We start from the raw sequence: 26,115 nt of genomic DNA on the forward strand, positions 1-26,115 counted from the left end.
ATTAATATTCTTAATTGAAAGCTATAATTTTATCCCAAATTTCCTTGTCAACAGGAACTCCTTCTTTCATATTCTTCTCTCTTTTTTGCAAAAGATTTTCACCGGGAAAGCGTACTTTTTCATCCCCAAAGACTTTTGATCCCTGAAGGTCGTTGATGATGGATTCAATCTGGATATTTGACAAATCAGATAGACCTAATTTTTCGGGTGATATACTTATGAAAATCTGAGAAAGCGCATACTCTTCCCCTTTGAGCCCTATTTCGTGTACTGTATTGCCTCCTGAAAGGATGCTCGCCAGCATGTCTAGCACTAGGGAAAGTCCAGCTCCTTTCCACAGCCCGATTGGCAGCGCAAGTTCATTACCGATAATGGTTTGAGGATCCTTGGTCAAATCTCCACCATTGTCAAAACCCGCATCATAAGCCATCTGGGCACCTTGAGACTTAAAAATATTTAGCTTCCCATAAGAGTATTGGGACATGGCCATATCCAATAGTACAGGGCCTTCTTTGCGGGGAATGGCGATCACAAGGGGGTTGTTTCCAAGTTTGGGTTCAGCACCACCCCATGCAGGAAGGTTGGGTTTGGTGTTTGTAAAGCATATCCCAATGCAGCCCGCTTCTGTAGCCTGAAGTCCATAATTCCCAGCTCTCATCCAATGATTGGTGTTTTGTAATGCCACCAAACCGACCCCAAATTCTTTGGCCAACTGAATAGCCCTAAACATGGCAAATTGTGCATTTGAAGGGCCGGGTCCCAAATGGCCATTCCACTGTTCAAACATAATCGCTTTGTGGAGCAATTCGGGTTCGGCGCCAGGCTTCACCAAACCCTTTTCTATCATTTCCAAAAAAACAGGGAATCGATTGAGTCCATGGGAAGGAACACCATCAAGACTGGCTTGGGCAAATAGCCAAGCACAGGTTTCGGCTTTAGAATAAGAGAAGTCTTTTTTAGCAAGAATGTCTGTCAAAGTTTTAAAAACTTCCGAAAAAGAAATAAATATGGTTTTATTCATACATTAAAGATAGCCCATTTCACCTGAAAGGAACAATTGATCTGTGCGAAGGAAAGCATGTAAATGAGACAAAAAATAAAACCGAAAAATTTTATCGAAAAATCCTCAAAGATTTCATCAGATTTTTTGTTTGTTAAAACATAAATTCTACTTTTGCCAACCTGTTAAGGATAAAGAAAAAATCTAGTGATTAATTTCCTTGTCCTTTAACAGAAAAAAGTACCGATCGGGGTGTAGCGTAGCCCGGTATCGCGCCTCGTTTGGGACGAGGAGGTCGTAGGTTCGAATCCTGCCACCCCGACGAAAAGGCTGTTTCTTAATTGAAACAGCCTTTTTTTTTGGCATCAAGTATTCACTCAGCGTGAACTACTACTCTGTCCCCATAAAAAAGACCCGCTGATCTACAGGGGTCTTTTCAGTTTGTATTTGTTTTTTGATCTCTAATTTGATTTCTATTTAAACTCCAATTTAACAGACCCGCCTGCACTAGCCATTGTCACAGGGATGCCTCCACCATTGAGTTTTCCTTTAATCGCATTCCCTCTGATTTCACCTTCAAAATTCTCCAAACGCATTTTAGATGAAGTACCTTTCAAATCAAGGTCTAGCCCCTCTCCTCTTGGTAATATTGCACTTATACCGCCTCCGCTAGATTTCAAACTTACTTCACCCTCAAGGCTCAATAAGTTGGCTTTGATGCTGCCACCTGAAGTATTGGCTACCAAGCTTCCAGCAATATCTTCTAAAGATACGCTTCCGCCAGAGGAATTCACTCTTACGCCTCCTACTAGGTCATTCACTTTGATTGATCCGCCACTTGAACTGATTTCCATAGTCCCGACAAAACGATCTACACTAAAACTTCCACCTGCACTTTTGGCATTGAAACTACCTGCACAATCCATTACCCGGATACTACCTCCACTGCTTACTACTTCGTGATTTCCGTCCAAACCACTAAGTGCAATGCTTCCACCTGCACTTTTTAATTCGGCTGAGGTGTTTTCAGGAACAAATATCTCAAAAGTAAAACTCAATTGATTCCTTCCCATATTCCAGCCTCCTCTTGATTTTGAATGCATGGCCACATACACCTTCTGATCTTTTTGAACAATCTCAAAATCAAAATCATCCAATTTCTCCGCAACTTCAGGATCACTTAAGTTGACCGATTTCCCATTTCTCTTGACAAACACTTCAACTAGAATCTGATCATTTTCCCATGCTTCCACACGGATACTCGCTCCAGCAGTTTTCATTTCCAATTCGGCAAGCCCTGAAAAATCAAAAGATTCAGAAATATAGGGATCTCCCTCATTGATGGTTTTAGCTGTTACCGATAAAGGGAATGTTAAAAGACAGGCCAGCAAGATGTAAATTGCATTTTTCATGATCGTGGTATTTTGTTTAGTAACATTATACGACTATTGTGCCATTTCAAAAAATCCGATTGGAGGCTTTGTTTGACCCTTTTTAGTAAAAAAATGACCTGACAAGTGTTCGTTTTTTGTTCGTAATCGAACAACTCAAATAAAAAACAGCCCGCCTTCTTCCAAAACTTCCTTATATCGATTTTGATCAAACCTATACAAATAGGGAGATTTATGAGCCACACCTTTTTTTACTTCATTCAACCTGATAACAATGCCTGTTTTCAAGATTTTTTTCTGGAAGTTTCTAGGATCAATTTTCTTTGCCAAAATCGCTTCATACATCCTTTGCATGTCCGGCATAGTAAACTTGTCTGGCAATAAGTTCAATCCAATGGGTTGGAAGCTCAACTCAAACCTCAAAGCTTTCAGCGCTTTGTCCAAAATCTCATTATGGTCAAAAAGCAGTTCAGGCACTTCTTCAAGATCAAACCATTCGCATTTTTCAGTCAATTCATCCGGATTTGGAAACACCTTTTCATAGTCTACCAAAGCATAATAACCAATAGATACTACCCTTTCATGAAAAACAGATTCTTCTATCAGATGCGCCAATTTTTGACCTACAGCTTCATTGTCATATCGCTTTACTTTGCCAAAAGTGTAAAACTGTCTCAAAAATATTTCATCTAATGCTGTTCTTTCTTTCAATACCCGCACAGCGGCCTGATCGACAGACTCAGTTTGTTTTACAAAGCCTCCCGGTAAGCTATAAATGTTTGACCCTTTCCATTTCAGCAACAACACTTTTAAGGTGCTGTCATGAAAGCCGAAAATAACACAATCTAAACTTAACTGTGGAATGATATCTAAAATATCATCGTGAACTGTTTTTCTGATTTTCTCCGACATTTTTACTATTTCAGGCTCTAAGTAAAAGCAGAATATTCAAAATTGCTAATCAAAACAAAAATATACCATTCAAACATTAAGCAACCCGTCGCTTTGGTGAATAGATATATTTGTAATACAACATGACCAACCATTCAGTATTTATGATCAAACACTTACTATCAGCATCTATACTTGGATTGCTCTTGAGCCTTCCCCTTCATGCCCAGCGCATGGACGGTTTTGTAAAATCCAATGAAGAAAAACAAAAATCCATAGAATCACAATTTAAAGAAACTGTGGATTTCAGTCGATTCAAGACCCATTTGGAAGCTATCACTTCAGATCCACATCCGGCAGGAAGTGCCGCCAATGAAAAGGTCAAAGATTATATGGTAGAATCCATGAAAGGATCTGGCTGGGATGTAAAAGTCTATCCTTATGACGTATACCTTACTATTGGCCAGGGAGAATCAGCTGTAGAATTGGTAACGCCTATACGCCAGCCATTGAACCAGCAGGAATATGTCTTGCCCGACAATCCTTACTCGCTTCATCCTGATTTGAAAAAAGGTTGGAATGCCTTCTCGGGAAGTGGAGATGTGACAGCCGAAGTAGTATATGCCAACTATGGTACCAAGGCGGATTTTGAGAAACTGAAAAAAGAAGGTATTGACATAGAAGGTAAAATTGTCATTGCCCGATACGGAGCCAACTTCAGAGGGTACAAAGCAAAATTTGCAGAAGAGTATGGTGCCGCCGGACTGATTATTTATACAGATCCGGGCGACGCAGGTTATATGAAAGGTTTGGTATATCCGGATGGATTGTACTATAATGAAAGCTCCATACAAAGAGGTTCTTTGTTGACTGCTCCTTGGACTGGAGATGCATTGACACCATTTGAGCCTGCTTTGCCATTAGATAGCAAAACCAAGGTAAAAAGAATCACCCCGGAAGAAGCGGGTCTTCACACGATTCCAGTGACACCAATTCCTTATGGATCGGCTAAAGAGATTTTTGCAAGGATGAAGGGAAAACCTGTCTCTGCTGATTGGCAGGGGGGATTACCGTATACATATAGGTATGATGGCGGTGAAGAACTTTTGATCAGGTTAATGGTCGAGCAAGAAAGAGGATATGTACGTGCCAATAACGTCATAGGCACCCTTAAAGGAGAAACTAACCCTGACGAATGGGTGATTTTGGGTTGCCATTTTGATGCTTGGTCTTTTGGGTCTACCGATCCTAATTCAGGCACAGCAATGTTATTGAGCATGGCAGAGACTTTGGGGAAAATGGCAGATCAAGGTATCAAGCCAGGTAGGTCCATCATGATCGCCCATTGGGATGCTGAAGAACATGGTGTAATCGGTTCTACCGAATGGGTGGAGCAATTGAGAGACGAACTGGGTGCTAAGGCTGTTGCTTATATCAATCTGGATGCTGCTGTCGGTGGTAGAAACTTTGGTGGTTCTGCCTCTCCAAGTATGAAAAAAATCATGGTAGATGCAGCCAAAGAAGTGGCTTATCCCGATTCAGCCAAAACAGTCTATGATGTATGGGCAAGAGGAAAAGATGAGCCAGCTATAGGAAACTTAGGCGGTGGATCTGATCACATTGCATTTTACATGCATGTTGGTATTCCATCTATCAATGCAGGCGCAGGTGGTCCTACCTTGTATCACACCAACTATGATGACCTTTATTTCTATGAAAACTTTGCTGATCCTACATGGAAAATGGGTGGAACTGTAGAGCAGGTTATCGGAATAATGGCTTTAAGGCTGGCCAATGCTGACATTATCCCTTACCAACTCAGCAGGTATTCCAAAGACCTTGATCTACATTTTGAAAATGCCGAGAAGCAGGTCAAAGGATATCATAAAGACTTTGCTGGGTTTGCAAAAGCAAAATCAGCTGTTGCAGCATTAAAAAGCACATCAGAAGCTTTGGAAGAAAAAATCCAATCCGCAATTGCCTCCGGTGAAATAGATGCGAAAAAAGCCAAATCTATCAACAAAGAGCTTTTAACACTGGAAAAAAGCTTTATCGATCCCAAAGGCATGTACTTCGGAGATTGGTACAGGTCCCTTTATGCCTCTACTGACCCCTTCAGCGGATACGCCTCTTGGGTATTGCCAGGCATTCAATATGAAGTGGAAATGAAGGCTACTGACAAATTAGAAGAATGGGATGAGCGATATGCGGCAGCTATCACTGACCTAAAAAATAAAATGGATGCACTATCATCCAAGATATAAACCAAAAACGCCGGCTATCAACCGGCGTTTTTTTATTTTCCTTTTCCTTTGAATAATTCGTATTTCAATAGCCTACAGTCTATTGTTCCATTGTAGAATTCTATCCTTTGAGAAGTCCTCAGGCCAATTTTTTTAGCCAAAGGAAGATTTCCTGTAAAAACATATCCGGTATAACCTGCACACTTTTGTTTCATGAAGTCGCCTATACGTTTGTATGTTTCCGGAAGTTCATCCTCCTCTCCTAGTCTTTCTCCATATTCGGGATTAAAAAACAAAACTCCTTCCCCACCTTCAGGAAATTCTGTTTCTGCAAAATCACACTGTTGAAAGTCAATCAAATCGGCTACACCGGCAGTTTCCGCATTTTCCTTGGAAAACATGATCGCTTGCAAGCTGATATCTGAGGCAATTATTTTTAAGGAAGGATTTACAAATACCTTTCTTTCTACTTTAGCCCTGATTTTTTTATATATCTCTTCATCAAAACCCAAGATATGCATAAAAGCATAATGGTCTCTGTATAGCCCCGGAAACCTATCCGTAGCCATCAAAGCAGCCTCAATGGCCAAAGTACCAGAACCACACATTGGATTTACGAATGGGCTCCTTTTGTCCCAGTCACTGGCATATATCGTAGCTGTGGCTAAGGCTTCCAACATCGGTGCATCTCCTGGAATCTTTCTATAGCCATGTTTGGCTAATGTTTCCCCTGATGTATTGATATATAAGGTGGCTTGTGTGTCCTTCCAAAACATCTGAAACACCGCCCCTTCTAAATCAGAACCAGAGTCAGGTCTGATTCCTGAAGCTTCCCTAAACCTATCTACTATGGCATCCTTGATCCTTACATTGACAAAAAGAGGATTGTCCACAGTTGGATTGTCCACATTGGAAATGACAGAAAAATAGGTCTGTTCATTGATATATTCCTCCCATGGAAGGGTTTTTACTCTTCTGTAAATATCATCAGCTTTGTGCAGGTAAAAAGATTTGATTTCATAAAGCACATGACTTGCAGTTCTAAGGTGCAAGTTGAGCGATATGCAATCGTTCAGCGAAACTTCCAATTCTATATGAGTCCTATGGACCTCTATGGGCATAAATCCCAAGTCTAAAATTTCTCGCTCCAAGTAAGGCGAAAACCTGTCTTTGCAGGTCACTACCACTTTTCCTTTTTTGTCAAAATCAATCATGGAGCAAAACTAAGCAAATGCCATCATAAGCAAGCCATCTATTTGAAAAATCAATCCGGTTCGATGACTACTGAAGCTGAAAGGAAAGGACTTACCATGAAATATCCTAAGGCTTCGGTGTTTCCTCTTACCAGTTGGATATTGGAAGCTGGATTTTGGGGAGGTGGACTAAACAGTCCTCCATCATTAAACAGCAAGCTGACCAATTGATTCAGGTAATTGTAGGCTTGACGATTGAGCCTGAACAGTTCTAACCTGACCCTGTCGTTGGCATTGAAAGGAAATCCCCCAAGTTCAAAACCTCTGTTGAGAATCGACGTGCCGAAAGTATCATCAAAAAGCAGATAATCATTCCGGCTATTTAGCAAGGTGTCATTTCTGACTAACCTTATCCTGTAGAAGTTATTGTCCTGAAAAGGAATGTCTCCAAACACAGTTATATAATAGCCCTCTTCACGAAAAACTCTACCCTCTTTAAACTCATACTTGATACTGTCTAATGTTGGGGGAGGTAATAATGTCCCTTTAGACATGTATTCATTTTCCCCAATTCTGACATTCAACTCGTAGGTTTCTCCTTCAGAGCCAGGAAAGTTATTAATCGGTAAGTACCTCCCAGATTGAATCGAGTAACGAAAATCAACAGAGACCCCTGTTTTCACATTGGTCACCGAAACATCTGCATCGCTTATGATTTCATTGGGTTCTTCGTCAAAATAATCTTTGGAGGCTGTGATTTTCACGAAATTGACAGCAGCATTATCGGTCCAAAAGGCCTCAATAACTGGCATTTTATCCACTGTCTGCAACTCTAAAGTAACTTCTTCCTGACAGGAAAAAAGCCCGATGGCAAGCAACACAAGTAGGTATTTATACTTTTTCATAATCAAAACTGAAAATTATAGGTCAATGCAGGAAGGAAAGTAAAGAGGTAAGTCATAACCACTCCCGGTCTTCTGCTCATGATTTCTTGTCCTGTGCTTGGGTCAAAATTGATTTCATCATTGATGATATCGGTAAACTGGTAAGCAAAAGGGTTTTTTCGACCATATAAATTGTAAATACTTAGGTTCCAGCTTCCTCTCCACTTCCTTCCTTTATCAGAATTCTTCCAAGTTACAGAGGCATCCATCCTATGATAGTCCGGAAACCTATCGGCGTTTCTCTGATTTCCGTAAAGCGGCAATCTTTGGTTATCCACTTCGTAAGAACCTACAGGAAAAGTGACTGCCTGCCCGGTAGTATAAATGAAAGTCATACCTGCTGACCATCGCTTATTGAACTCATGGTTGAGCACCAAGGTAAGGTCATGAGGCCTGTCAAAACGCGGGTTGTACCATCGGTCATCACTAATACCTTCTATCCTTCTCCATGTTCTGGAATAAGTATAACTCAACCAACCTGTCGTTTTCCCTACATTTTTTCTGACCAAAAACTCAGCTCCATAAGCATAACCGTTACCAGTCAGTAATTCTGTTTCCACATTATCTGTCAAAATCACACTGGCACCCTGTCTCAGGTCTACCAAATTTCGAAAGTCTTTGTAATATGTTTCAGCAGAAATTTCCCAGCTATCCTGATATAGGTTTTTGAATACCCCAATGGACACTTGATCGGCCCTGATAGGCGGAATAAAAGCATCTGCAGGCACCCAACGGTCTAATGGAAGCCCTGCGGAATTGTTGGTTGCCACTTGAATGTATTGGAAAGTCCTGTTGTAGGCAGCTTTGATAGAGAGGTCTTCTTGTATCAAGTAGCGCATTGATATCCTAGGCTCTAGACCTTGATAGAACTTCATATTTTCCAATCCTGAAAACCTCAAAGTATCAAGAATCGCAGATTCTGGGCTAGGCTGTTCATCTGAATATTGGTACTGAACTCCTTTCCCTACTCTGTGATATATTCCCCATCTTAGACCAGCTTCTATCCTGAAATCAGGCGTCACATCTGTACTTCCGGCAATGAACACATTGTTTTGCCATCCATTTCTTTGATTGGTCAAAATAGGCTCGATAGCCGAACCTGCCGCTGGTTCAAGATTAATCGGAGCAAAATGATATAATTGAGTATGAAAACCCCAATTGAGCTGGGTCCTTTCATTAGGGAGAAAAGTCCATTCTGCCCTTGTGCCGGTTTCGGATAGTACATTATCCCAATCAAAGCCATTGTCTTCGTCAACAAAATTGAGTCTATAGGTATACCTGCTATGGTAGGTGTTCAGATCAAAGAAAGTTCGCTCATTGATATTCCTGTTCCAGGTGGCAGAACTGACCCAATTGTCCCAACCAAATCCAAACTGAGCAGAAAGACCCAGATAATCAGAGCCATAATAAGAGGAAAATGAAAGCTTGTCCCTGTCTCCTATTTTAAATGTAAATTTACCACTGAGGTCATAGAAATATAAACTATTGTTATTGATGTTTTCATTGGGGGATAACCTCAGAAATACGTCAGCATAGGTTCGTCTACCCGACAATACAAAGGAAGACTTATCCGAAAAAAGAGGTCCATCTACGGTCAGCCTTGAGCTTATGGTACCTATACCACCCTCTCCTCTTACTTTTTGGTAATTTCCTTCTTTCAAGGAGACATCAATAACAGAAGATAACCTTCCCCCAAGCGTGGCAGGAATATTTCCCTTATAAAATTCCACCCCTTCCAGAGCATCAGGATTAAAAACTGAAAAGAAACCAAAAAAATGAGAAGGATTGTAAATAGGTGCACCATCAATCTGCACTAAATTTTGATCTGCGGAACCACCTCTTACAAAAAGACCTGTGGTTCCCTCTCCAGCTGTTTGAACCCCTGGCAATAACTGTAAGCTTCTCAATAAATCTACCTCACCAAATAAGGCAGGAATATTTTTAATGGTTTGAATGGGAACTACAGACTTGCCCATATCCAGACTTTTCACATTCTGATCAGGCCTTCTTTCCTGAATAATTATCTCTTCCAGAGAAAGTTCTTCAGGTCTCAGATAAAATTTAACATCTTTTGCGATATCCTTTTCTTGAATCAAGCGTATCGTCTCAGTAAAGCCTATGAAGCTTACCACAATCTTGGCGGGCAAATCAGTGACGGAGATGGTGAAATTTCCGTCCACATCTGAAACCACTCCCTTTTGAGGATCAGATTCCCAATAAATATTTGCTCCTGGAAGTGGTTCTTCGCTGTCAAACTCGTAAACTGCACCTTTAAGAAAAATATCCTGTTGAGCAAAAGATGACAAACTCAAAATCAAACACCCAATTACTAGCACCAGTCGGTATAAAAAACGCATTCTTATATTTATATTTTGGTTACCTAACGGATATTGACCGTTGGCTGTTGAAAATTAGTCCAATAAATTCTTAATTCTTTTCTTTTCATCTTTATTTCATAATTTCAAGCCATGATTTGGGCATTTCCGGACTTCTCACTCCTTCTTTGGTTAGCAATAATTTTCAGTTTGCTCTATGCAGCATACTTGTACCGTTTTTATCTCATCAATAAAAAGCTCCAAGTAAGCAAGCATAGGTTGTTTCTCAAACTATTGTTGCGAGGAACTTACTTTTTACTATTTCTGATAGCCTTGGCAGGGCCTTCTATAGGTACATCCATGAAAGAAATCAAGGAAGAAGGCAGAGATATTTTCATTGCCATTGACCTTTCACATTCCATGAATGCCACTGACATTGGTCCAAGTAGGTTGCAAAGAATCAAATTCGAACTCAAAAACCTTGTAAAAAGATTTTCAGGGGATAGACTTGGTTTGATCATTTTTAGTTCTGAAGCGTTTATCCAATGTCCATTAACATTTGATCAAAACGTATTACAACTGCATCTTGACGGATTAAACACCTATCTCGTTCCAGCACAGGGAACAGATATCAGTGCACCTTTGGCGATGGCGCTTAGCAAGTTTCAAGCAGAAGAAACCAACGAAAACAAATCAAAATCTGTAATCTTGATCTCTGATGGTGAAGATTTTGCCGATAATTTTGGGGGCTTGACAGCAGACCTTAGTGACGCAGGTATCAGAGTGTTCACCTTAGGTGTAGGCACCGATCAAGGTAGTACCATTCCTAGAGGCAATGGGTTGATAATTGATCCCAAAACCAACCAACCGGCAATTACGCGATTAGAGCCCGGGAACATGAAACTTATTGCTTCTCAGACAGACGGTCAATATTTTGAGTTGTCAGATGCAGTACAGGAAATCCCCGAATTGATACAGGCCATTGAAAGGGTTGAAGGAACTGTCACCGGGTCTAGGATGGTTGAAGCCTCAGCCAACAAGTATTTCTATTTTCTGCTGGCTGCTTTAGGCTTAGCAATCTTAGATATGGTTTTGCCATTTAGAACCATTAAATTGTGATCTCGTCAAGTATATATTCAATGACAAAATATCTCTTATTCATATTGCTGCTTATCCCCTCTTCTTTGACAGATATTGGGAAGAGGAATAAAGCCATTAAGGAAGCTGCCCGCAGTTATGCTTCGGCTGATTATGAATCTTCTGTTGAAAAGCACCTGGCACTAAAGACAGACTTCAATGTAGATTCCCCAAACGCTAATTTCAACCTGGCCTTGAGCCATCATTACAATGGGGACATGGAAGAAGCACAAAGGACTTATGCAAGTTTGATTACCTCTTCAGATAAATTTATTGCCTCATTTGCTTCCAATCAGAGAGGAATTATTCTCGCCAACGAAAAAGAGTTTGAGGATGCCCTTGGCGCATTCAAACTTGCTCTAATAAAAGACCCGACGAATGAAGCAGCAAGATACAATTATGAATTGCTAGCGAGATGGCTGGAAGAAAATCCAGATCAACAAGAGCAACAGGATCAGGAAGATCAAGGTGAAGATTCAGAAAACCAAGACCAGCAGGATCAAGACCAAGATCAAGAAGGTGACTCCCAAGAAAACAAAGATGGAGAAGGTGATGAACAAACTCAGGACGATGAAGCATCAGAATCTCAGCAAAAGGATGATAAAGAAGGTGAGAAATCACAGGATGAAAGTGATTCTCAAGACCCATCTGAACTTGATTCAGATTTAAGTGAAAGGGAAAAACAAATGGAGAAGATGCGCGAACAACTCCAAGAGATGAATTTAACGCCCGAACAGGCTGCTCAAATTTTGGAAGCCATGAATGCGGCTGAGTTGAGGTATATACAGCAAAACAGAAAAAAACCTACCAAAAGACCTGAAAGAGGGTTACCTGAATGGTAAGTTTTGAGTTAATGGTTAAGAGTTAACTAAGAACAACCCTTCATGCTTCTAGTCTCTTGCAACTTTTCTCTCGCTTCTCGCATCTAGTCTCTGGCATCTAATTGAAAACTAAACATAATATAAACCCAATGAAAGAAGTATATATAGTATCAGCCGTAAGAACTCCCCTAGGGAGTTTTGGAGGAAAATTATCAGGCCTGACAGCTGTAGAATTAGGAAGTTTTGCGATCAAAGGTGCCTTGGAAAAGGCCAATGTAGCTGCAGATCAAGTTGAAGAAGTATTGATGGGCAATGTCATTTCCGCCAACTTGGGTCAAGCGCCCGCAAGACAGGCAGCTATCGGCGCAGGTATTGGTTACAATGTCCCTTGTACCACCGTCAATAAAGTCTGTTCTTCAGGAATGAAGGCAGTAATGTTTGCAGCCCAATCCATCATGACCGGACAAAATGATTTGGTTGTAGCCGGAGGAATGGAAAGCATGTCAAATGTACCTTATTATATACCAAAAGCCAGATTTGGGTACAAGTATGGCAATGCAGAGATGGTAGATGGTTTGGTTAAAGATGGCTTGTTTGAAGTGTATTACAAGTTCCCGATGGGTAATTGTGCAGACAATACTGCAAGGGAAATGAACATCAGCAGAGAAGAGCAAGACGAATATGCTATCCAATCTTACACAAGGTCGGCGGAGGCATGGAAAGCAGGTGCATTTAAAGACGAAGTAATTCCTGTAGAGATCAAAGGAAGAAAAGGAGAAACCATAATCATCGATGAGGATGAAGAATTCAAAAATGTGGTTTTTGAAAAAATCCCTAACCTGAGACCTGTGTTTGATAAAGAAGGTACAGTCACCGCTGCCAATGCTTCCACGATGAATGACGGTGCTTCAGCATTGGTTTTGGCAAGTAAAGAAAAAGTGCAAGAATTAGGATTAAAGCCATTGGCCAAAATCCGAGGTTTTGCAGATGCAGCACAAGACCCTATCTGGTTTACGACAGCACCGGCTTTGGCTATTCCAAAAGCCATCAAAAATGCTGGTATCACAGAAAATGATGTAGACTTCTATGAAATCAACGAGGCATTCTCAGCTGTAGCCATAGCAAACCAAAGACAACTCAACTTAGATGGAGACAAACTCAATGTTTATGGAGGTGCAGTATCTCTCGGTCATCCCTTAGGAGCCTCCGGAGCGAGAATTATTGCCACTTTGAATTCTGTCCTTCATCAGAAAAAAGGCAAAATTGGCGTTGCAGGCATTTGCAATGGTGGCGGAGGTGCATCCGCAATTGTAATCGAAAAAGTATAATATAACTTAGGCAGCAGTGAAATCTGCTGCCTTTCCCCATACCCATCCTTTTAATTCTCCTTGATGAAAATCAGATTAGTGTTTCTGCTTTTTCTTTTTACCCACCTATCCTCCTATGGACAGGAACTTGTAAGGACCTTTTATGACGACGAAAAAAGAATAGTCAGAGAAGTTTACAGAGCGGTAAATGGTGTAGCAGAAGGTGAATACAAGCTTTTCTATGAAGAAGGCGGTTTGGCTGTGATTGGCCAATTGAGTAATGATAAAAAAGAGGGGCTTTTTGTCGATTTTTTCCCAAATTCTCAAGATACACTCCGCATTATATATTACGACAACAACCTCAAACAAGGACCTTCAAAAAACTACTATCAATCAGGTGCCATTTCCCAAGAACTTAATTATATAGATGATAAATTAGAGGGAGAAATCATAAGTTATTTTGAATCGGGAATAATAAGGCAGAAAGCCAACTTCAAAAACAACAAGCCAGAAGGCTGGACATTTGACTATGACCCAGAAGGAAATCTCCTAGAAAAAGGTTTTTACAAAGAAGGTCTTTTAAATGGTGTCAGAGAACAATATTATGAAGATGGACAACTACGTGCTAGTACTACCTACAAAAACGGGGAGATTGATGGAGAACAGCTTAATTTCTACGAATCTGGAGAGCTGAGATCAAGGTTTTCTTATAGAAGGGGTTATCAGCATGGCCCCACCATTAGTTATTACGAAGACGGATCTGTAGCCAGAAAAGGCAAATACCGAAGAGGAGATCCAGAAGGGGAATTTGTCAGTTACTACGAAGATGGTCAGCTGGAAGAGCTTGCCAAATACAAAAGAGGCTATGCAGTCGGAGAGGTAAAATCTTACTATCCTGACGGCACTTTGCAAGAGGTCTCAACTTTCAATGATGCAGGGTATATCCAAAAGTTGATTGCCTACCATCCGAATGGCGAAAAAGAGAGGGAAGTTTACTACCGCAATGGACAGGAGGAAGGGACTGCTGTGAAGTATTTTGAAAGTGGTCAAATCAAAGAAACAATGCCATTTGTAAGGGGAACTCCCCATGGTACGCAAAAAGTATACAATGAATCCGGAGACCTAGTTTTAGAAAGACAATTTAAAGAGGGAAGGAAAATCGGTGAGATTATTAAAGAAGAAATAAATAATTGATGAATATGGCATTGAAAAGGCCTAAAAAAGTCAGCTTTTTCTATTTTTGTTCAATTGAAAAATTAAGATGAGCACAGCAATCAAAGAAACACAATTTAAGTTTCCCGGACAGCAAGGTTTTTACAAAGGCAAAGTTAGGGATGTATATATTTTTGATAAGAAAATCGCGGTGGTGGCCAGTGATCGTATATCGGCATTTGACGTGGTGCTTCCAAGGGCCATCCCCCAAAAGGGGCAGGTATTGAATCAAATTGCAGCTAAATTCTTGCAAGCAACCTCTGATATAGTTCCCAATTGGGTAGAATCCATTCCCCATCCTCAGGTGACGATAGGTAAAAAATGTGAGCCTTTCAAGGTAGAAATGGTCATTCGAGGATACCTTGCAGGTCATGCAGCTAGGGAATACAAGGCCGGCAAAAGAATGGTTTGTGGTGTTTCGCTTCCTGAAGGTCTTAGGGAAAATGACAAACTCCCATCCCCTATCATCACACCTACCACTAAAGCTTCAGAAGGTCATGACGAAGATATTTCAAAAGAACAGATTCTAGCTCAGGGCATCGTAAGCAAGGAAGATTATGAAGTCCTGGAAAAATACACGCATGCCTTGTTTGAGAGAGGTACGACTATAGCCAAACAAATGGGCTTGTTATTGGTAGATACTAAGTATGAATTCGGGAAGTACGGTGATCAGATTTTATTGATTGATGAAATTCACACTCCCGACTCTTCGAGGTATTTCTATGCCGATGGCTATGATGGCTTGCAAGAAGCTGGCCTACCTCAAAAGCAGCTATCCAAAGAATTTGTCAGACAATGGCTGATCAAAAACGGCTTCCAAGGTAAAGAAGGACAGCAAGTACCTGAAATGCCGGATAGTTTTGTAGAAGAAGTCTCAGAAAGATATATTGAGTTATTTGAAAAAATCACAGGAGAAAAATTTATAAAGGCAGCTACTAAAGCTCTGGAAAAAGATATCGAAACAGCTATATTAGAACATATTTAAATTAAGAAAATAAAAAACATGAAATATACAGTAGACAAAAAAGAACAATACGTCGTATTCACTCCAATGGAAGAAAAGCTGGATTCAGCGCTTTCTCCAGTACTGAAATCAGAGCTCTTAACTGTTCAGGCTGAGGGTTACAATAACCTAGTACTTGATATGAGTCAGGTAAAATATGCAGACAGTAGCGGATTGAGCGCACTCTTGGTTGGCAATAGGGAATTCACTAGAGCTGGTGGTATTTTTGTAATATCAGGCCCCCAGGATCACGTAATGAAGCTGATCAAAATATCCATGCTGGACAAAGTTTTCAATATTGTAGACACCCTTGAAGAGGCAGCTGAAGCCATCTTTATACATGAAATAAAAAGTGGTGAAGAAGAGGAGGAAGATTAATCTTGGAATTTGAAGTCACCATTTTAGGAAGTAACTCAGCGATTCCTGCCCACGGCAGGAATCAAACTTCCCAATTGCTAAAAGTTGGAAACAGCTACCTTCTGCTTGATTGTGGAGAAGGTACACAGATACAGCTTAGGAAATTTAAGCTGCGCTTTTCCAAAATAGACTTTATTTTTATTTCACACCTCCACGGAGATCATTATCTCGGTCTGATGGGATTGATATCGAGTTTCCAATTGCACAAACGAACTCGTTTGCTGACCGTTTTTGGCCCTGTTGGACTAGATGAAATTTTAACTGTTCAACTCAAGCACTCTAACACCAAACTCAATTTTCCTTTGCGTTTTGTGGCTACAGACCCGGATTCTCCACAACTTATACTAGAAGAAAGCAACTTCAAAGTTTTCACTTTCCCACTCAAACACAGAATACCCTGCACAGGATTTCGGATTGAAGAAAAAATCAGATTTAGAAACCTTATTAAGGGAAAACTACAAGAACGTAAGATACCGGTTGAAGCCATCAACTGTTTGAGAAATGGTAAAGACTTCACCAATGAAGAAGGTAAAGTGATTTACTCCTTAGCCGAATATACATATCCTCCCAAAAATCCCCGTGCTTATTCCTATTGCTCTGACACCTGTTATGATTTGGAGATAATTCCATATATCAAACAATCCAGTTTACTCTACCACGAAGCTACATTTGGCAGTGAACAGGAGGAAAGGGCAAGAGAAACATTCCATACTACAGCTGCTCAAGCTGGCAAAATTGCCAAGGCTGCATCTGTAGGAAGGTTATTGATTGGCCACTATTCCACTAGGTACGTCGATCTATCCTCTCTTTTAAAAGAAGCAAAAGAGGAATTTCCCAAAACATATCTCAGTGAAGAAGGTATTACCTATTCGATTGATTAAATCCCATTTCAGATAATTGAACCATATATATGGAGCAGTCCTTAGACAGGAGAGAGTTTGAATCCAAAAAAACCAACCTCTTTATCATACTCAGTGGTATATTCTTGACCAATGCAATTCTTGCTGAAATTATTGGCGTTAAAATATTTTCGGGAGAGCTCACCCTTGGAATAGAACCCGCAGGCTGGACTATTTTTGGAGAATACATACTTGATTTTAACCTCACTGCGGGTGCTGTCATTTGGCCAATTGTATTTATCACCACTGATATCATAAATGAGTATTATGGTAAAAAAGGCGTGCGTAAAATAAGCTTTATCACAGCTTTTTTCATCGCTTACATTTTCTTTGTCATCGTAGGTGTGACCAGGCTTCCACCCGCGCCTTTCTGGCTTGAAGTCAATACCCCGGATGTCGACGGTAATGCATTTAATATTGATTATGCTTTTAATGTCATATTCAGGCAAGGTCTTGGAATCATACTTGGTTCCCTTGTAGCTTTCCTGCTTGGTCAGTTGATAGATGTATTTGTTTTTCAAAAATTAAGAAAAATTACTGGCCCCAAAATGATCTGGCTGAGAGCAACTGGTTCAACTTTGGTCTCTCAGTTTATTGATTCATTTGTGGTGTTAGGTATAGCATTTTATATTTTTGGCAACTGGTCATGGGCGCAGGTAGTATCTGTAGGAATAATCAATTACATCTATAAATTTGGTGTTGCGGTACTTTTGACTCCTTTGTTATATTTGGGTCACTACCTGATTGATAATTACTTAGGAAAAGATATAGCTGATCAAATGACCAAAGAAGCCTCTGAGGATACTTCTTTCTTATAAACTTCCAAGTACGTTTAGTTTGTCATTTTCAGGCATGCTGTTTATCTTTCTTGGATAAGTATACCTCCTATGTTTGAAAACCTTGATCAAAGCAAACTGAATTTCAATCAGGATTCCCTTTTATTGCTCAATATATCCTTAGCTATAATCATGTTTGGGGTGGCTCTGGATCTAAAAATCAAAGATTTCAAGTACATAGGCCAAAATCCAAAAGCTTTTTACCTGGGAATCACCTCCCAGTTTTTTTTATTACCATTCCTTACATTGATTCTCGTCAGCGTTGTTAAACCTCCCCCATCCGTAGCTTTAGGAATGTTTTTGGTAGCAGCATGCCCAGGCGGCAATGTTTCCAATTTTATGACTCACTTATCAAAAGGAAATACTGCGCTTTCTGTGTCTCTAACCGCTTTTTCTACAGCTTTCTCGATATTATTGACACCATTTAATTTTGCGCTGTGGTCAAGCTTGTATGAACCTACTTCTATCTTATTGAGGGATATCTCACTTAGCTACTATGATGTGTTTCAAACAGTAGCTCTGATCCTCGGTATTCCATTGCTTCTGGGCATGTATATCAACCATAGGCTTCCAAACTGGTCATCAAAAGCGACAAAAGTTCTGAAACCGGTCAGCATTCTAATATTTGCCGGTTTTGTAGTAATCGCATTTATTGGTAATTATGACCTTTTTCTTAAGTTTATCAGCCTTATTTTCCTTTGGGTATTTGGGCATAATATTGTAGCTCTATTGTCCGGATACTCTTTGGCTAAAATCGGTAAGCTTTCATTGGAAGATACCAAAACACTTACCATAGAAACAGGCATTCAAAATTCAGGACTGGCTTTGGTTTTGATCTTTACTTATTTTGAAGGCTTGGGCGGGATGGCTATAATTGCGGCTTGGTGGGGCATCTGGCATATCATATCAGGCATGAGTATCGCATTTGCTTGGAAAAATTTCACATCAAGGAAGCTCTCCCCTGCCATAAATCCATAAAGAATTCAAATGAAAGACCTTTTCAATGCTTTTTTACGCTTGACAGTCAAGCTATCACTTCACTTGTATTTCCAGAAGATAAGGGTGTTTGGTAAAGAGAATTTACCCAAAGGAAAAGCGGTTTTAATCGTATGCAACCATCAAAATGCACTTATAGACCCACTTCTTATTGCAACCCACACACAGCTAAAACCACATTTTTTGACTAGGGCATCTGCTTTCAAAAACCCTATCGCGGCCAAAATCTTGAATTACATCCGCATGATTCCGGTATATCGGATACGAGATGGGAAAGATAAGATGGAAAAGAACAAAGAAACTTTTCAAAAAAGTGTAGACATTCTCCACCAGAAAGGTAGCATACTGATATTTGGTGAAGGTGGTCATGATATGAAAAGAACCCTTCGCCCCCTGAAAAAAGGTTTCGCGAGAATTGCTTTTCAAACCTTAGAGCAAAACCCTGAACTTGAGCTTTTGATCTTACCTGTAGGTATCAATTATTCGGCGCATACACGGTCCGGTTCTGAGGTAAGTATCCATTTTGGAAAGCCATTTCCAGCTGGTGATTTTTACCCAAAATATGATAATTTGATGAATACAACCCTTGAAGCCATGGACCCTCTTGTAGCTCAAATTCCAGAGGAAAATTATGCAGAAGAGGTAGAAAAAATCATAGAAAATCGAGTCAATATTACAGACCCTATAGCGGTAAAAGCTGCTTTAGCCGGAAATTTAGAAGAGGCCGACCATTCTCAATTACTCACTGAGACAGGGGGGATTTCCGGTGGAATTTTGAAAATTCTCATTGCACCTTTTTTTCTGTTTTGGAAAAAAGTAAAAATCGGTATCAAAGACCCTACTTTTTATGCCACATTTAAATTTGTGATTTGCTATGGAGGCATGCCAATTTTATTGCTATTTTCAATTATATTTTTAATTAAAAATTATAACTATTCCATTATTATTTTGACTTACTGGTTATTGGTTTTTATCACCATTTTAGCCAACAGAAACAAACCTACATACTAACGAAATGAGACAATATAATATTCCTTTTATGATAATTTAATCGATATAATACCGTTTATTATTAACTTTTTAAGTAAAATATTTTTTTCAAATTAAATACTTACATCATTTTCATTTAATGTAATTATCTCTAAATTAAGCTTTTCATACTTATCGGATTTTTAGATAAGCTGTTTCTTTATCTTTTAAGTTTATAATTATGCCTAGTAATAATTTTAAATTTCCCATTGAGGATTTGCTGAGTTCAAGTGGTGTTCAACAGCTCTTGGATAAGATTGAAAACAATGCATCCTCTGCCCAAGAAACGTATCATCTTGTCATTGATAAGTTTCAACAAGCAAACGACAATCTTCCTTTTGAAATCCCAGTTGAAATCTCTGAAATCCAGGAAGCCGGAGAAGAGAAAATCAGGATTGTTATCCAACAAGGGCAAGAAGGTCTTGAATTCAAAATGGCAGAGATATTGGCAGCCATAGAAGACATTGAAATCAAAATCAGAAAAGCCCAAAATCAGGTGGAAGATTTTTTAATTTCCGCAGAAGCATTCCTCCACAACCTTAAAAGTGAACTCGAAGAAGAAGCAAAAAAAATCCCTTTCCGTATTGAAAAAACCGCTGAGGGTGAGTTCAACATCGTTCAGACCAATCCAATCAGCGAATCAATCGTTGGCATCTCATTTACCCTACAAAATGCCAGTCTTACCTTTTCTACATCATCTGTAAGTGCATTCAATGTAGAGGTAATTGCAGAGATTCCGCAACTCGATCAAACAATACAAGCCACATTAAATAAATCTGCGGACACTTATACTATCTCCAGCACTTCATTACCCACAGCCAAACTGATGGCATTTGATGTGGAAGTCAAAGTCTTCAACCTCATCATTCAAAATGGTAGCCCCATGGCGGGCACAGCATTTAGTGGTGATTTGAGCTTCCCTTTTTTAACAAGTGAGGCGGATACACTGGAGTGGGCTGTTGAATTCAATATTGACGAAAGCATTTTATTCAAGGCAAACAATCAGGAAGACAAACCTTTCCACACAGGACCTATCCGGTTTTTGTTTGAAAAATTCGAAATCTTAATTCCAAAATCAGCAGTAGAGAGCCATAATCTCTTGGATTGTCAGGCTTGGATGGAAATTGATGGTTTGACAGCAGGTCCAGCCAACCGTACCGCTGTATCACTGACTTATAATGGCAGTATTTACACCTTTCAACAATTAGGAGCTCCCTCCCCGATCCCGAGTCCTATAGGCGAATTGACTATACAGCAGGTATACCTAGAGATTCAAGCCAATGGCACCATTGATCGAACTGACGTCAATGGAAATTTAATGCTTAGAGGCAATACAGGTGGAAATGGCATATTCTGGGAATTTAACCAACTAGGCGAAAATTATGACCTGGTAATCCCCGATGATTCAGAACAAACCTCCAATCAGCAGTTTGATGAGCTTTTTCTAACCGTCCTCGAGTTCAAAATGGAAATCCGAGACGGTGTACTAACCGGAATCGGCGGAATTGGAAAAATGGTAGTTCCTGGAATGAATACCGAACTAGACATAGGGTTTCTTTATCAAAATACAGCAAACCCAAAGTACCTGAGCATTGGTCTTCAAGGAAATGTAGGTCAAAACGATTTCTTTGATTTCCAGATTTCATTAGACAAACTTTTTATAAGGATATACGAAGACAGACCTTTCGATGGGGAAATAAAAGGGATGCTATGGCTCCCGGTCTTCGATCAAGGGAATGGGGTCGAATTTGAGGGGGAAATTGAAGAAAACGACTTCTCCATTTCTATCACCTCAGGTGGCGAATGGCAATTTGGAGATTTTGAACTACAACCAACTTCCATGTCGCTGGTAGTAGCTTCGCAAAAAATACAAAACTTCTCAGGGACCGTTCAATTTAAGTTGCCCGATACTTTACAGACATCCACACTCAATGTAAGCTACCTAATTCATTCTTCAGGACCGGATGAAGGCAAGTACCAAATCAGGGCAGTAGGATCAAACATTCCTGCCATAGACAATGAGGGTTTCAAAATCAATTTTGACCAGATAGAAGTAGAAATCAACGAGGGGCCAAAACCACCCAATCCAGAGGCAAGTGTACAAATTCCAAATTTGAATATCACAGGCAGTATTGAAATTCCCGCTATTGAAATGCAGGGAGTCATACGGTATAATTTCATTTTAGAAGACAATGGAAAAACCTATAAGCTACAAAAATCCCCAGAAGCTGCCATAATCAGCTATGGGCCTTTCTCGCTTAATGTAGGTAGCTTTTTGTATGAAGTAAAAGATGGTGATTTTCATCAAAGCAATGGTACTGGTACAATTACCCTTCCCGGCTTAGAAAATCCTTTTGATTTTGCTTTCAATGTAGATGATGTTGGCGACAATCGGACATTTACCTTAGCCGCGGCCAACCTCAACCCTCAAGATTTCAATGGCTTTCAAATTTCTTTCACCCAAATCCGCTTTTTTAGAGATTTGGGTACAGCCGACACGGAGTTTAGTGCCAATGGAACACTGGCTTTGCCAATTTTTGAAAATGCACTCAACTTTGACTTGGAAGTAACTGCAGCGGACAATTCAGATTTCAAGCTGAAAGTGGACAGTGGTGAAGCTGACTTGCTGAAATTGGGTGGGTTTGAGTTATCAGATTTCAAGTTTGATCTTCAAGTAACCAACGAAGAAGTCGAGAACAGTACAGGTTCTGCTAAGCTGAAATGGCCTGAATTGGGTGATGGTAACAATACAATTGCGGTTATTTTTGATTACGAAAAAACGGGTGCGGGTAAGAAAATTGAATTCACACTGAACAATGACCTGGCCCAGGGACAGTTTGATTTTAGTGTCTTCCAACTCGCTTTAGATGAACTTTCTATTGAAATTCTAAATGATGATTTTGAAAAAGGAGAATTGAAGGGTAAAACAACATTACCTGTGTTTACGGGAAATGAAGTCAACTTCCATGCTGAAATTGACCATTCTGAAAAGAATTACAGCGTGGCCATCAATTCTACAACTGAAGAACTTTTCACATTTGAACCGATAGTACTCAAAAATATAAATCTTTCCTGCAATGTAGATAAGGGCGCAGGAGATGCGTATGTTATCAGTGCTGCAGGTGATGCGGAGTTTATGATTTTGGGTGCTGAAAGTGATGCTTTTTCAAGTATTGAAATTTCATATGAAGGAGCTGATGAAAAATTCAAGTTTGAATATACTGGTGATCAGACAGTTGACTTTAATTTCTTAAAACTCAAACTCCAAGAAGTTGGATTTGGCTTGAAAAAAGACAAGTTAGAAGAATTGAAAATCAAAGGAGGTTTGGTTTTTGAGCAATTGGATGAGCCAAATAACGAGCTTAAAATTGATTTTGCTTTTTCAGATACCCAATCAGCTGGAACTAGCTATATCATCCAACTCAATAATGGCACTGAGGATAAAACAAAGTTGAAACTTGGTGAACTCAGCCTTTTTTTCGAAAGCTTTTCATTGTCCATTCTAAATGGGAATGTCCAAAGTGCTTCAGGAGAAGTAGCTTTTTCTCACCCAGCAATAAAGAACATTGACCAAGATTCACCAGCTGAAATTTCACTTGGAGTCAGCTATGAAAGTGATGACGAGAGATACAGCTTTTCACTCAGCACTGAATCTGAAGGAGATGCAGGCAGCTTCAGAATAGGTGACTTTAGTTTAAAATTCGAAAAGTTAGCATTCAGCATTGAAAACAGAGAATTCAGTTTTCCATTTGAGTTTGAGGGTGAACTAGGCTTACCTGGACTTGTGGACAATTCGGAAAATCCAAAGCCAATTCTCGTCAAAATCGAAATCGAAAAAGAAGGAAAGTTTGTCTTATCCCTCAAAAACCCGGGAGATGCAGGAGAAATCAACCTGGGTAACATCAAAATTGTAATTAAGGAATTAACGGTTAAAAATCAGGCAACTTTTGAAATAGAACTGAAAGGGGAACTCTCCATAGAGGGTTTGGTGGGTATTGAAGGAAATCCACCAAAAATCGAAGTAACTATAGGAGTGAGCGATTCCGGTGATTTTTTAGTAAAAGCAGAAGCCAGCAATGCTGTCAAATTACTTGATATTCCATCTGTGGTAGGTATTTACCTCAAAATGCTTCAGCTAAAAAGGAAAGGCGAAAAATGGGACTTTGCTTTAGGTGGCATCATCAAAAACCACATCGTAATTCCAGGACTTGACACTGTCATTCCTAGCGAGTTGGATATCAAAAAACTTGAAGTAGGGAGTAAGTTTGACCTAAATATGGATGTTCGCTGGCCTTCAGGTCTCAGTGTCAGCATAGGCAGTGAAAGCCCCGAGTTAAGAATCCCTATTGATATCAATGGCAAATTGGGTGAAGGGGTTTCTATTGATGCCATCAACCTTGCACTTTCATTAAAGGATGGCGAAAATTCTTTAATGAGCATGAGCTTTTCTGGTGCCACTGTCATGCTCGGGCCACTTTCCGCCACCGTTGAGGGATTGGGCTTGGAAGTGGAGTTTCACACCAAAGATCCCAATCAAAACCACTATGAAGTCAAAGGAATAGACTTTGGAGTAGTTGACATCGAAATCCGCTTCATGCCACCAACAGGACTTGGCGTATCCTTAGACACTCCTGTCTTTACAGGAGGGGGTTATTTGTTTTTTGACAAACCAAAAGGACAGTATGCCGGTGCATTAGAATTATCTTTCAAAGGCATGTTCACCTTAACTGCGATAGGTGTTATCGACAGCAAGATGCCTGATGGAAAACCAGGAACATCGGTTATTGTGATCATATCTGTCCAATTCTCTCCCGGGATAGCCTTAGGATTTGGCTTCTTCCTCAGTGGACTAGGTGGCATTTTGGGTATTCATCGTACTATGCAGGAAAACAAGTTGCGAGATGGTGTGAGGGATGGAAGTATTGACAATATACTTTTCCCAACCAATATCATCCCCAACATCGCCAAAATCATCAATGACATTACCGGCTTTTTCCCAATTAAGAGAGACCAGTTTTTGATTGGTCCTATGGCCAGAATTTCGTGGGGTGTACCTACCCTTCTGAGAATTGACCTTGGGCTTATCGTTGAATTCGCCAATCCTGTACGCTTTGCCATCCTAGGAGCCATCAGACTCAACCTTCCCGATGAAAAGATACCTTTGGTAAGGATTCAGGTATTGTTCTTGGGCATCATAGATTTTGAGAAAAAAATGCTCTCTTTCGATGCCAGTTTGTTTGACAGCAAGATCTTGACCTTTGGACTTGAAGGAGATATGGCCTTGAGACTAAGTTGGGGACCACAAAAAGACTTTGTGCTTTCTGTAGGAGGTTTTCACCCTGCATATGTGGTACCTGCATACTTGAACATCCCAAGTATGAAGCGTCTTACCATAAATATACTTACAGGCAATCCAAGGCTTACCTTATCTGCATACATGGCAGTGACCACCAATACGGTTCAATTTGGTGCTCAAATCGACTTTTTATTCAAAGTATCCAAATTCAAAGTAGTTGGGGAATTGGGAATTGATGCCCTATTCCAGTTCTCGCCATTCAGGTTTATGGCCTCAGCAAGGGCAAGACTTGCAGTAATGGCGGGTAGCACTACCCTGTTGAGCATCAGTCTATCCTTCGAGTTGGAAGGACCAAGTCCATGGAAAGCAAAAGGGACAGCAAGCTTCAAAATCCTCTTCATTACTGTCAAGGTCAAATTCAATGTAGAATGGGGAGAAAAGAAAAATACCACCCTTCCCGATATTGCGGTATTGCCAGAACTCAGAAAGGCACTCAACGAAAAGCAAAACTGGAGAGCCATTCCTATGGCTGTAAAAGGTGGAGGAGTCAGGCTCAAGGATCCTCATGATGCCGATAGCCTGATACTGACTCCAAATGGTGTTATTGAAGTAAATCAAAAAATAGTTCCGTTGGATGTTACCATTGAAAAATTTGGTCACTTCAACCCTGAGGATTTTGACCATTTCAAATTAGTCAAGCCTAGGGTTGGCAGTGGAAATACTGATGCCAATACCAGTCCTTTAATGGATGATTTCGCTCCTTCAAATTTCATCAATGCCTCTGATCAGGACAAGTTGTTGATGCCTTCATTTGAACAGCAGCAATCCGGAATTATCATTTCCTCTAAAGCCAGCACCTCAGCGGGCCAACATAGAAACAAATTGGTAGAATACGAAGAGATTGTGGATGAGGTACACACTGGGGTGAAAAGAAGATTTGAACAGTCTGAATCTAAATTTCATGCCATGCATGGTGCGGTGTCTCAAACCTTACAGTCTGTAAGAAGCAAAGGAATCTTCAATCCCGCTAAAGTCATACTTGAAAAACCATCTTTCTCAGTAGTCAATAAAGGAGATCTTCAGGCAACTGTTTCCGGTGTAGGTTACATGCAGGCTGTTCAGCTGACCAAGGGGAAAAAGCAACAATTACAGATTTTGAAAAAAGACCTAATAAATATTTAAGCT

At 40.1% G+C, this 26,115-nt stretch carries 18 protein-coding genes and 1 tRNA gene; 13 read left to right on the plus strand and 6 right to left on the minus strand.

The annotated features are described in order from the left end of the window. Nucleotides 1-10: 10 nt before the first annotated feature. Nucleotides 11-1,021: a 3-dehydro-L-gulonate 2-dehydrogenase gene (gene yiaK / locus CLW00_RS02955; RefSeq protein WP_106132121.1), complete on the minus strand. Its 1,011-nt coding sequence runs from the start codon at nucleotides 1,019-1,021 to the stop codon at nucleotides 11-13. Between the two features lie 227 nt (nucleotides 1,022-1,248). Between yiaK and CLW00_RS02960 the strand changes: the two genes are divergently transcribed. Beyond that, nucleotides 1,249-1,322 (plus strand) — tRNA-Pro (locus tag CLW00_RS02960). Between the two features lie 151 nt (nucleotides 1,323-1,473). Here the strand turns inward: CLW00_RS02960 and CLW00_RS02965 are convergent. Both CLW00_RS02965 and CLW00_RS02970 read right to left on the minus strand, forming a co-directional pair. Continuing rightward, nucleotides 1,474-2,412, minus strand: a complete 939-nt coding sequence (locus CLW00_RS02965) for a DUF4097 family beta strand repeat-containing protein (RefSeq protein ID WP_106132122.1) — start codon at nucleotides 2,410-2,412, stop codon at nucleotides 1,474-1,476. A 135-nt stretch (nucleotides 2,413-2,547) separates the two neighbouring features. Further along, entirely contained in the window at nucleotides 2,548-3,303 is a 756-nt protein-coding gene (locus CLW00_RS02970) for an NUDIX hydrolase (RefSeq protein WP_106132123.1), read from the minus strand. A gap of 143 nt (nucleotides 3,304-3,446) precedes the next feature. Between CLW00_RS02970 and CLW00_RS02975 the strand changes: the two genes are divergently transcribed. After that, a complete protein-coding gene (locus CLW00_RS02975; RefSeq protein ID WP_106132234.1) occupies nucleotides 3,447-5,546 on the plus strand; it encodes a M28 family peptidase in 2,100 nt (699 codons plus the stop codon). Nucleotides 5,547-5,578: 32 nt separating this feature from the next. On the opposite strand, the gene CLW00_RS02980 is transcribed toward CLW00_RS02975, so the two are convergent. From CLW00_RS02980 to CLW00_RS02990, 3 genes are read right to left on the minus strand one after another with little or no spacing between them, the layout of a single operon-like run. After that, a complete protein-coding gene (locus CLW00_RS02980; protein ID WP_106132124.1) occupies nucleotides 5,579-6,739 on the minus strand; it encodes a THUMP domain-containing class I SAM-dependent RNA methyltransferase in 1,161 nt (386 codons plus the stop codon). Between the two features lie 50 nt (nucleotides 6,740-6,789). Further along, complete coding sequence (locus tag CLW00_RS02985) at nucleotides 6,790-7,623, minus strand: DUF4249 family protein (RefSeq protein WP_106132125.1); 834 nt, start codon at nucleotides 7,621-7,623, stop codon at nucleotides 6,790-6,792. 2 nt (nucleotides 7,624-7,625) lie between these two features. Next, a complete protein-coding gene (locus tag CLW00_RS02990; RefSeq protein WP_106132126.1) occupies nucleotides 7,626-10,019 on the minus strand; it encodes a TonB-dependent receptor in 2,394 nt (797 codons plus the stop codon). Nucleotides 10,020-10,130: 111 nt separating this feature from the next. Here CLW00_RS02990 and CLW00_RS02995 point away from each other — a divergent pair, with 111 nt between their 5' ends. The 11 genes from CLW00_RS02995 to CLW00_RS03045 all read left to right on the plus strand — a co-directional run bounded on the left by CLW00_RS02995 (nucleotide 10,131) and on the right by CLW00_RS03045 (nucleotide 26,112). Next, the gene (locus tag CLW00_RS02995) at nucleotides 10,131-11,096 is read left to right on the plus strand and encodes a vWA domain-containing protein (protein ID WP_106132127.1); all 966 of its coding nucleotides are present in this window, start codon (nucleotides 10,131-10,133) and stop codon (nucleotides 11,094-11,096) included. A 20-nt stretch (nucleotides 11,097-11,116) separates the two neighbouring features. Beyond that, a complete protein-coding gene (locus CLW00_RS03000) occupies nucleotides 11,117-11,956 on the plus strand; it encodes a hypothetical protein (RefSeq protein WP_106132128.1) in 840 nt (279 codons plus the stop codon). Nucleotides 11,957-12,084: 128 nt separating this feature from the next. Continuing rightward, on the plus strand, nucleotides 12,085-13,263 hold the full coding sequence (locus CLW00_RS03005) for an acetyl-CoA C-acyltransferase (protein ID WP_106132129.1): 1,179 nt from the start codon (nucleotides 12,085-12,087) through the stop codon (nucleotides 13,261-13,263). A gap of 63 nt (nucleotides 13,264-13,326) precedes the next feature. Further along, the gene (locus tag CLW00_RS03010) at nucleotides 13,327-14,436 is read left to right on the plus strand and encodes a toxin-antitoxin system YwqK family antitoxin (protein ID WP_106132130.1); all 1,110 of its coding nucleotides are present in this window, start codon (nucleotides 13,327-13,329) and stop codon (nucleotides 14,434-14,436) included. A 67-nt stretch (nucleotides 14,437-14,503) separates the two neighbouring features. Then, on the plus strand, nucleotides 14,504-15,439 hold the full coding sequence (locus CLW00_RS03015) for a phosphoribosylaminoimidazolesuccinocarboxamide synthase (protein WP_106132131.1): 936 nt from the start codon (nucleotides 14,504-14,506) through the stop codon (nucleotides 15,437-15,439). A gap of 18 nt (nucleotides 15,440-15,457) precedes the next feature. Next, the gene (locus CLW00_RS03020) at nucleotides 15,458-15,835 is read left to right on the plus strand and encodes an STAS domain-containing protein (protein WP_106132132.1); all 378 of its coding nucleotides are present in this window, start codon (nucleotides 15,458-15,460) and stop codon (nucleotides 15,833-15,835) included. 2 nt (nucleotides 15,836-15,837) lie between these two features. Continuing rightward, a complete protein-coding gene (locus tag CLW00_RS03025) occupies nucleotides 15,838-16,755 on the plus strand; it encodes a ribonuclease Z (protein WP_106132133.1) in 918 nt (305 codons plus the stop codon). A gap of 29 nt (nucleotides 16,756-16,784) precedes the next feature. Next, nucleotides 16,785-17,591, plus strand: coding sequence for a queuosine precursor transporter (locus CLW00_RS03030; RefSeq protein ID WP_106132134.1), 807 nt, complete (start codon nucleotides 16,785-16,787; stop codon nucleotides 17,589-17,591). A gap of 69 nt (nucleotides 17,592-17,660) precedes the next feature. Beyond that, nucleotides 17,661-18,587, plus strand: a complete 927-nt coding sequence (locus CLW00_RS03035; RefSeq protein WP_106132135.1) for a bile acid:sodium symporter family protein — start codon at nucleotides 17,661-17,663, stop codon at nucleotides 18,585-18,587. Nucleotides 18,588-18,596: 9 nt separating this feature from the next. After that, the gene (locus tag CLW00_RS03040; protein ID WP_106132136.1) at nucleotides 18,597-19,616 is read left to right on the plus strand and encodes a lysophospholipid acyltransferase family protein; all 1,020 of its coding nucleotides are present in this window, start codon (nucleotides 18,597-18,599) and stop codon (nucleotides 19,614-19,616) included. Nucleotides 19,617-19,815: 199 nt separating this feature from the next. After that, nucleotides 19,816-26,112 (plus strand): DUF6603 domain-containing protein, encoded by a 6,297-nt coding sequence (locus tag CLW00_RS03045; RefSeq protein ID WP_106132137.1) that lies wholly within the window; start codon nucleotides 19,816-19,818, stop codon nucleotides 26,110-26,112. Nucleotides 26,113-26,115: the final 3 nt, after the last annotated feature.

This window comes from Mongoliibacter ruber (assembly GCF_003003005.1).
GTDB classification, from domain to species: domain Bacteria; phylum Bacteroidota; class Bacteroidia; order Cytophagales; family Cyclobacteriaceae; genus Mongoliibacter; species Mongoliibacter ruber.

Bases quoted from the DNA above. Each gene is read 5' to 3' on its own strand.
- yiaK (WP_106132121.1), bottom strand. From the start codon at position 1,021: ATGAATAAAACCATATTTATTTCTTTTTCGGAAGTTTTTAAAACTTTG.
- CLW00_RS02965 (WP_106132122.1), bottom strand. From the start codon at position 2,412: ATGAAAAATGCAATTTACATCTTGCTGGCCTGTCTTTTAACATTCCCT.
- CLW00_RS02970 (WP_106132123.1), bottom strand. From the start codon at position 3,303: ATGTCGGAGAAAATCAGAAAAACAGTTCACGATGATATTTTAGATATC.
- CLW00_RS02975 (WP_106132234.1), top strand. From the start codon at position 3,447: ATGATCAAACACTTACTATCAGCATCTATACTTGGATTGCTCTTGAGC.
- CLW00_RS02980 (WP_106132124.1), bottom strand. From the start codon at position 6,739: ATGATTGATTTTGACAAAAAAGGAAAAGTGGTAGTGACCTGCAAAGAC.
- CLW00_RS02985 (WP_106132125.1), bottom strand. From the start codon at position 7,623: ATGAAAAAGTATAAATACCTACTTGTGTTGCTTGCCATCGGGCTTTTT.
- CLW00_RS02990 (WP_106132126.1), bottom strand. From the start codon at position 10,019: ATGCGTTTTTTATACCGACTGGTGCTAGTAATTGGGTGTTTGATTTTG.
- CLW00_RS02995 (WP_106132127.1), top strand. From the start codon at position 10,131: ATGATTTGGGCATTTCCGGACTTCTCACTCCTTCTTTGGTTAGCAATA.
- CLW00_RS03000 (WP_106132128.1), top strand. From the start codon at position 11,117: ATGACAAAATATCTCTTATTCATATTGCTGCTTATCCCCTCTTCTTTG.
- CLW00_RS03005 (WP_106132129.1), top strand. From the start codon at position 12,085: ATGAAAGAAGTATATATAGTATCAGCCGTAAGAACTCCCCTAGGGAGT.
- CLW00_RS03010 (WP_106132130.1), top strand. From the start codon at position 13,327: ATGAAAATCAGATTAGTGTTTCTGCTTTTTCTTTTTACCCACCTATCC.
- CLW00_RS03015 (WP_106132131.1), top strand. From the start codon at position 14,504: ATGAGCACAGCAATCAAAGAAACACAATTTAAGTTTCCCGGACAGCAA.
- CLW00_RS03020 (WP_106132132.1), top strand. From the start codon at position 15,458: ATGAAATATACAGTAGACAAAAAAGAACAATACGTCGTATTCACTCCA.
- CLW00_RS03030 (WP_106132134.1), top strand. From the start codon at position 16,785: ATGGAGCAGTCCTTAGACAGGAGAGAGTTTGAATCCAAAAAAACCAAC.
- CLW00_RS03035 (WP_106132135.1), top strand. From the start codon at position 17,661: ATGTTTGAAAACCTTGATCAAAGCAAACTGAATTTCAATCAGGATTCC.
- CLW00_RS03040 (WP_106132136.1), top strand. From the start codon at position 18,597: ATGAAAGACCTTTTCAATGCTTTTTTACGCTTGACAGTCAAGCTATCA.
- CLW00_RS03045 (WP_106132137.1), top strand. From the start codon at position 19,816: ATGCCTAGTAATAATTTTAAATTTCCCATTGAGGATTTGCTGAGTTCA.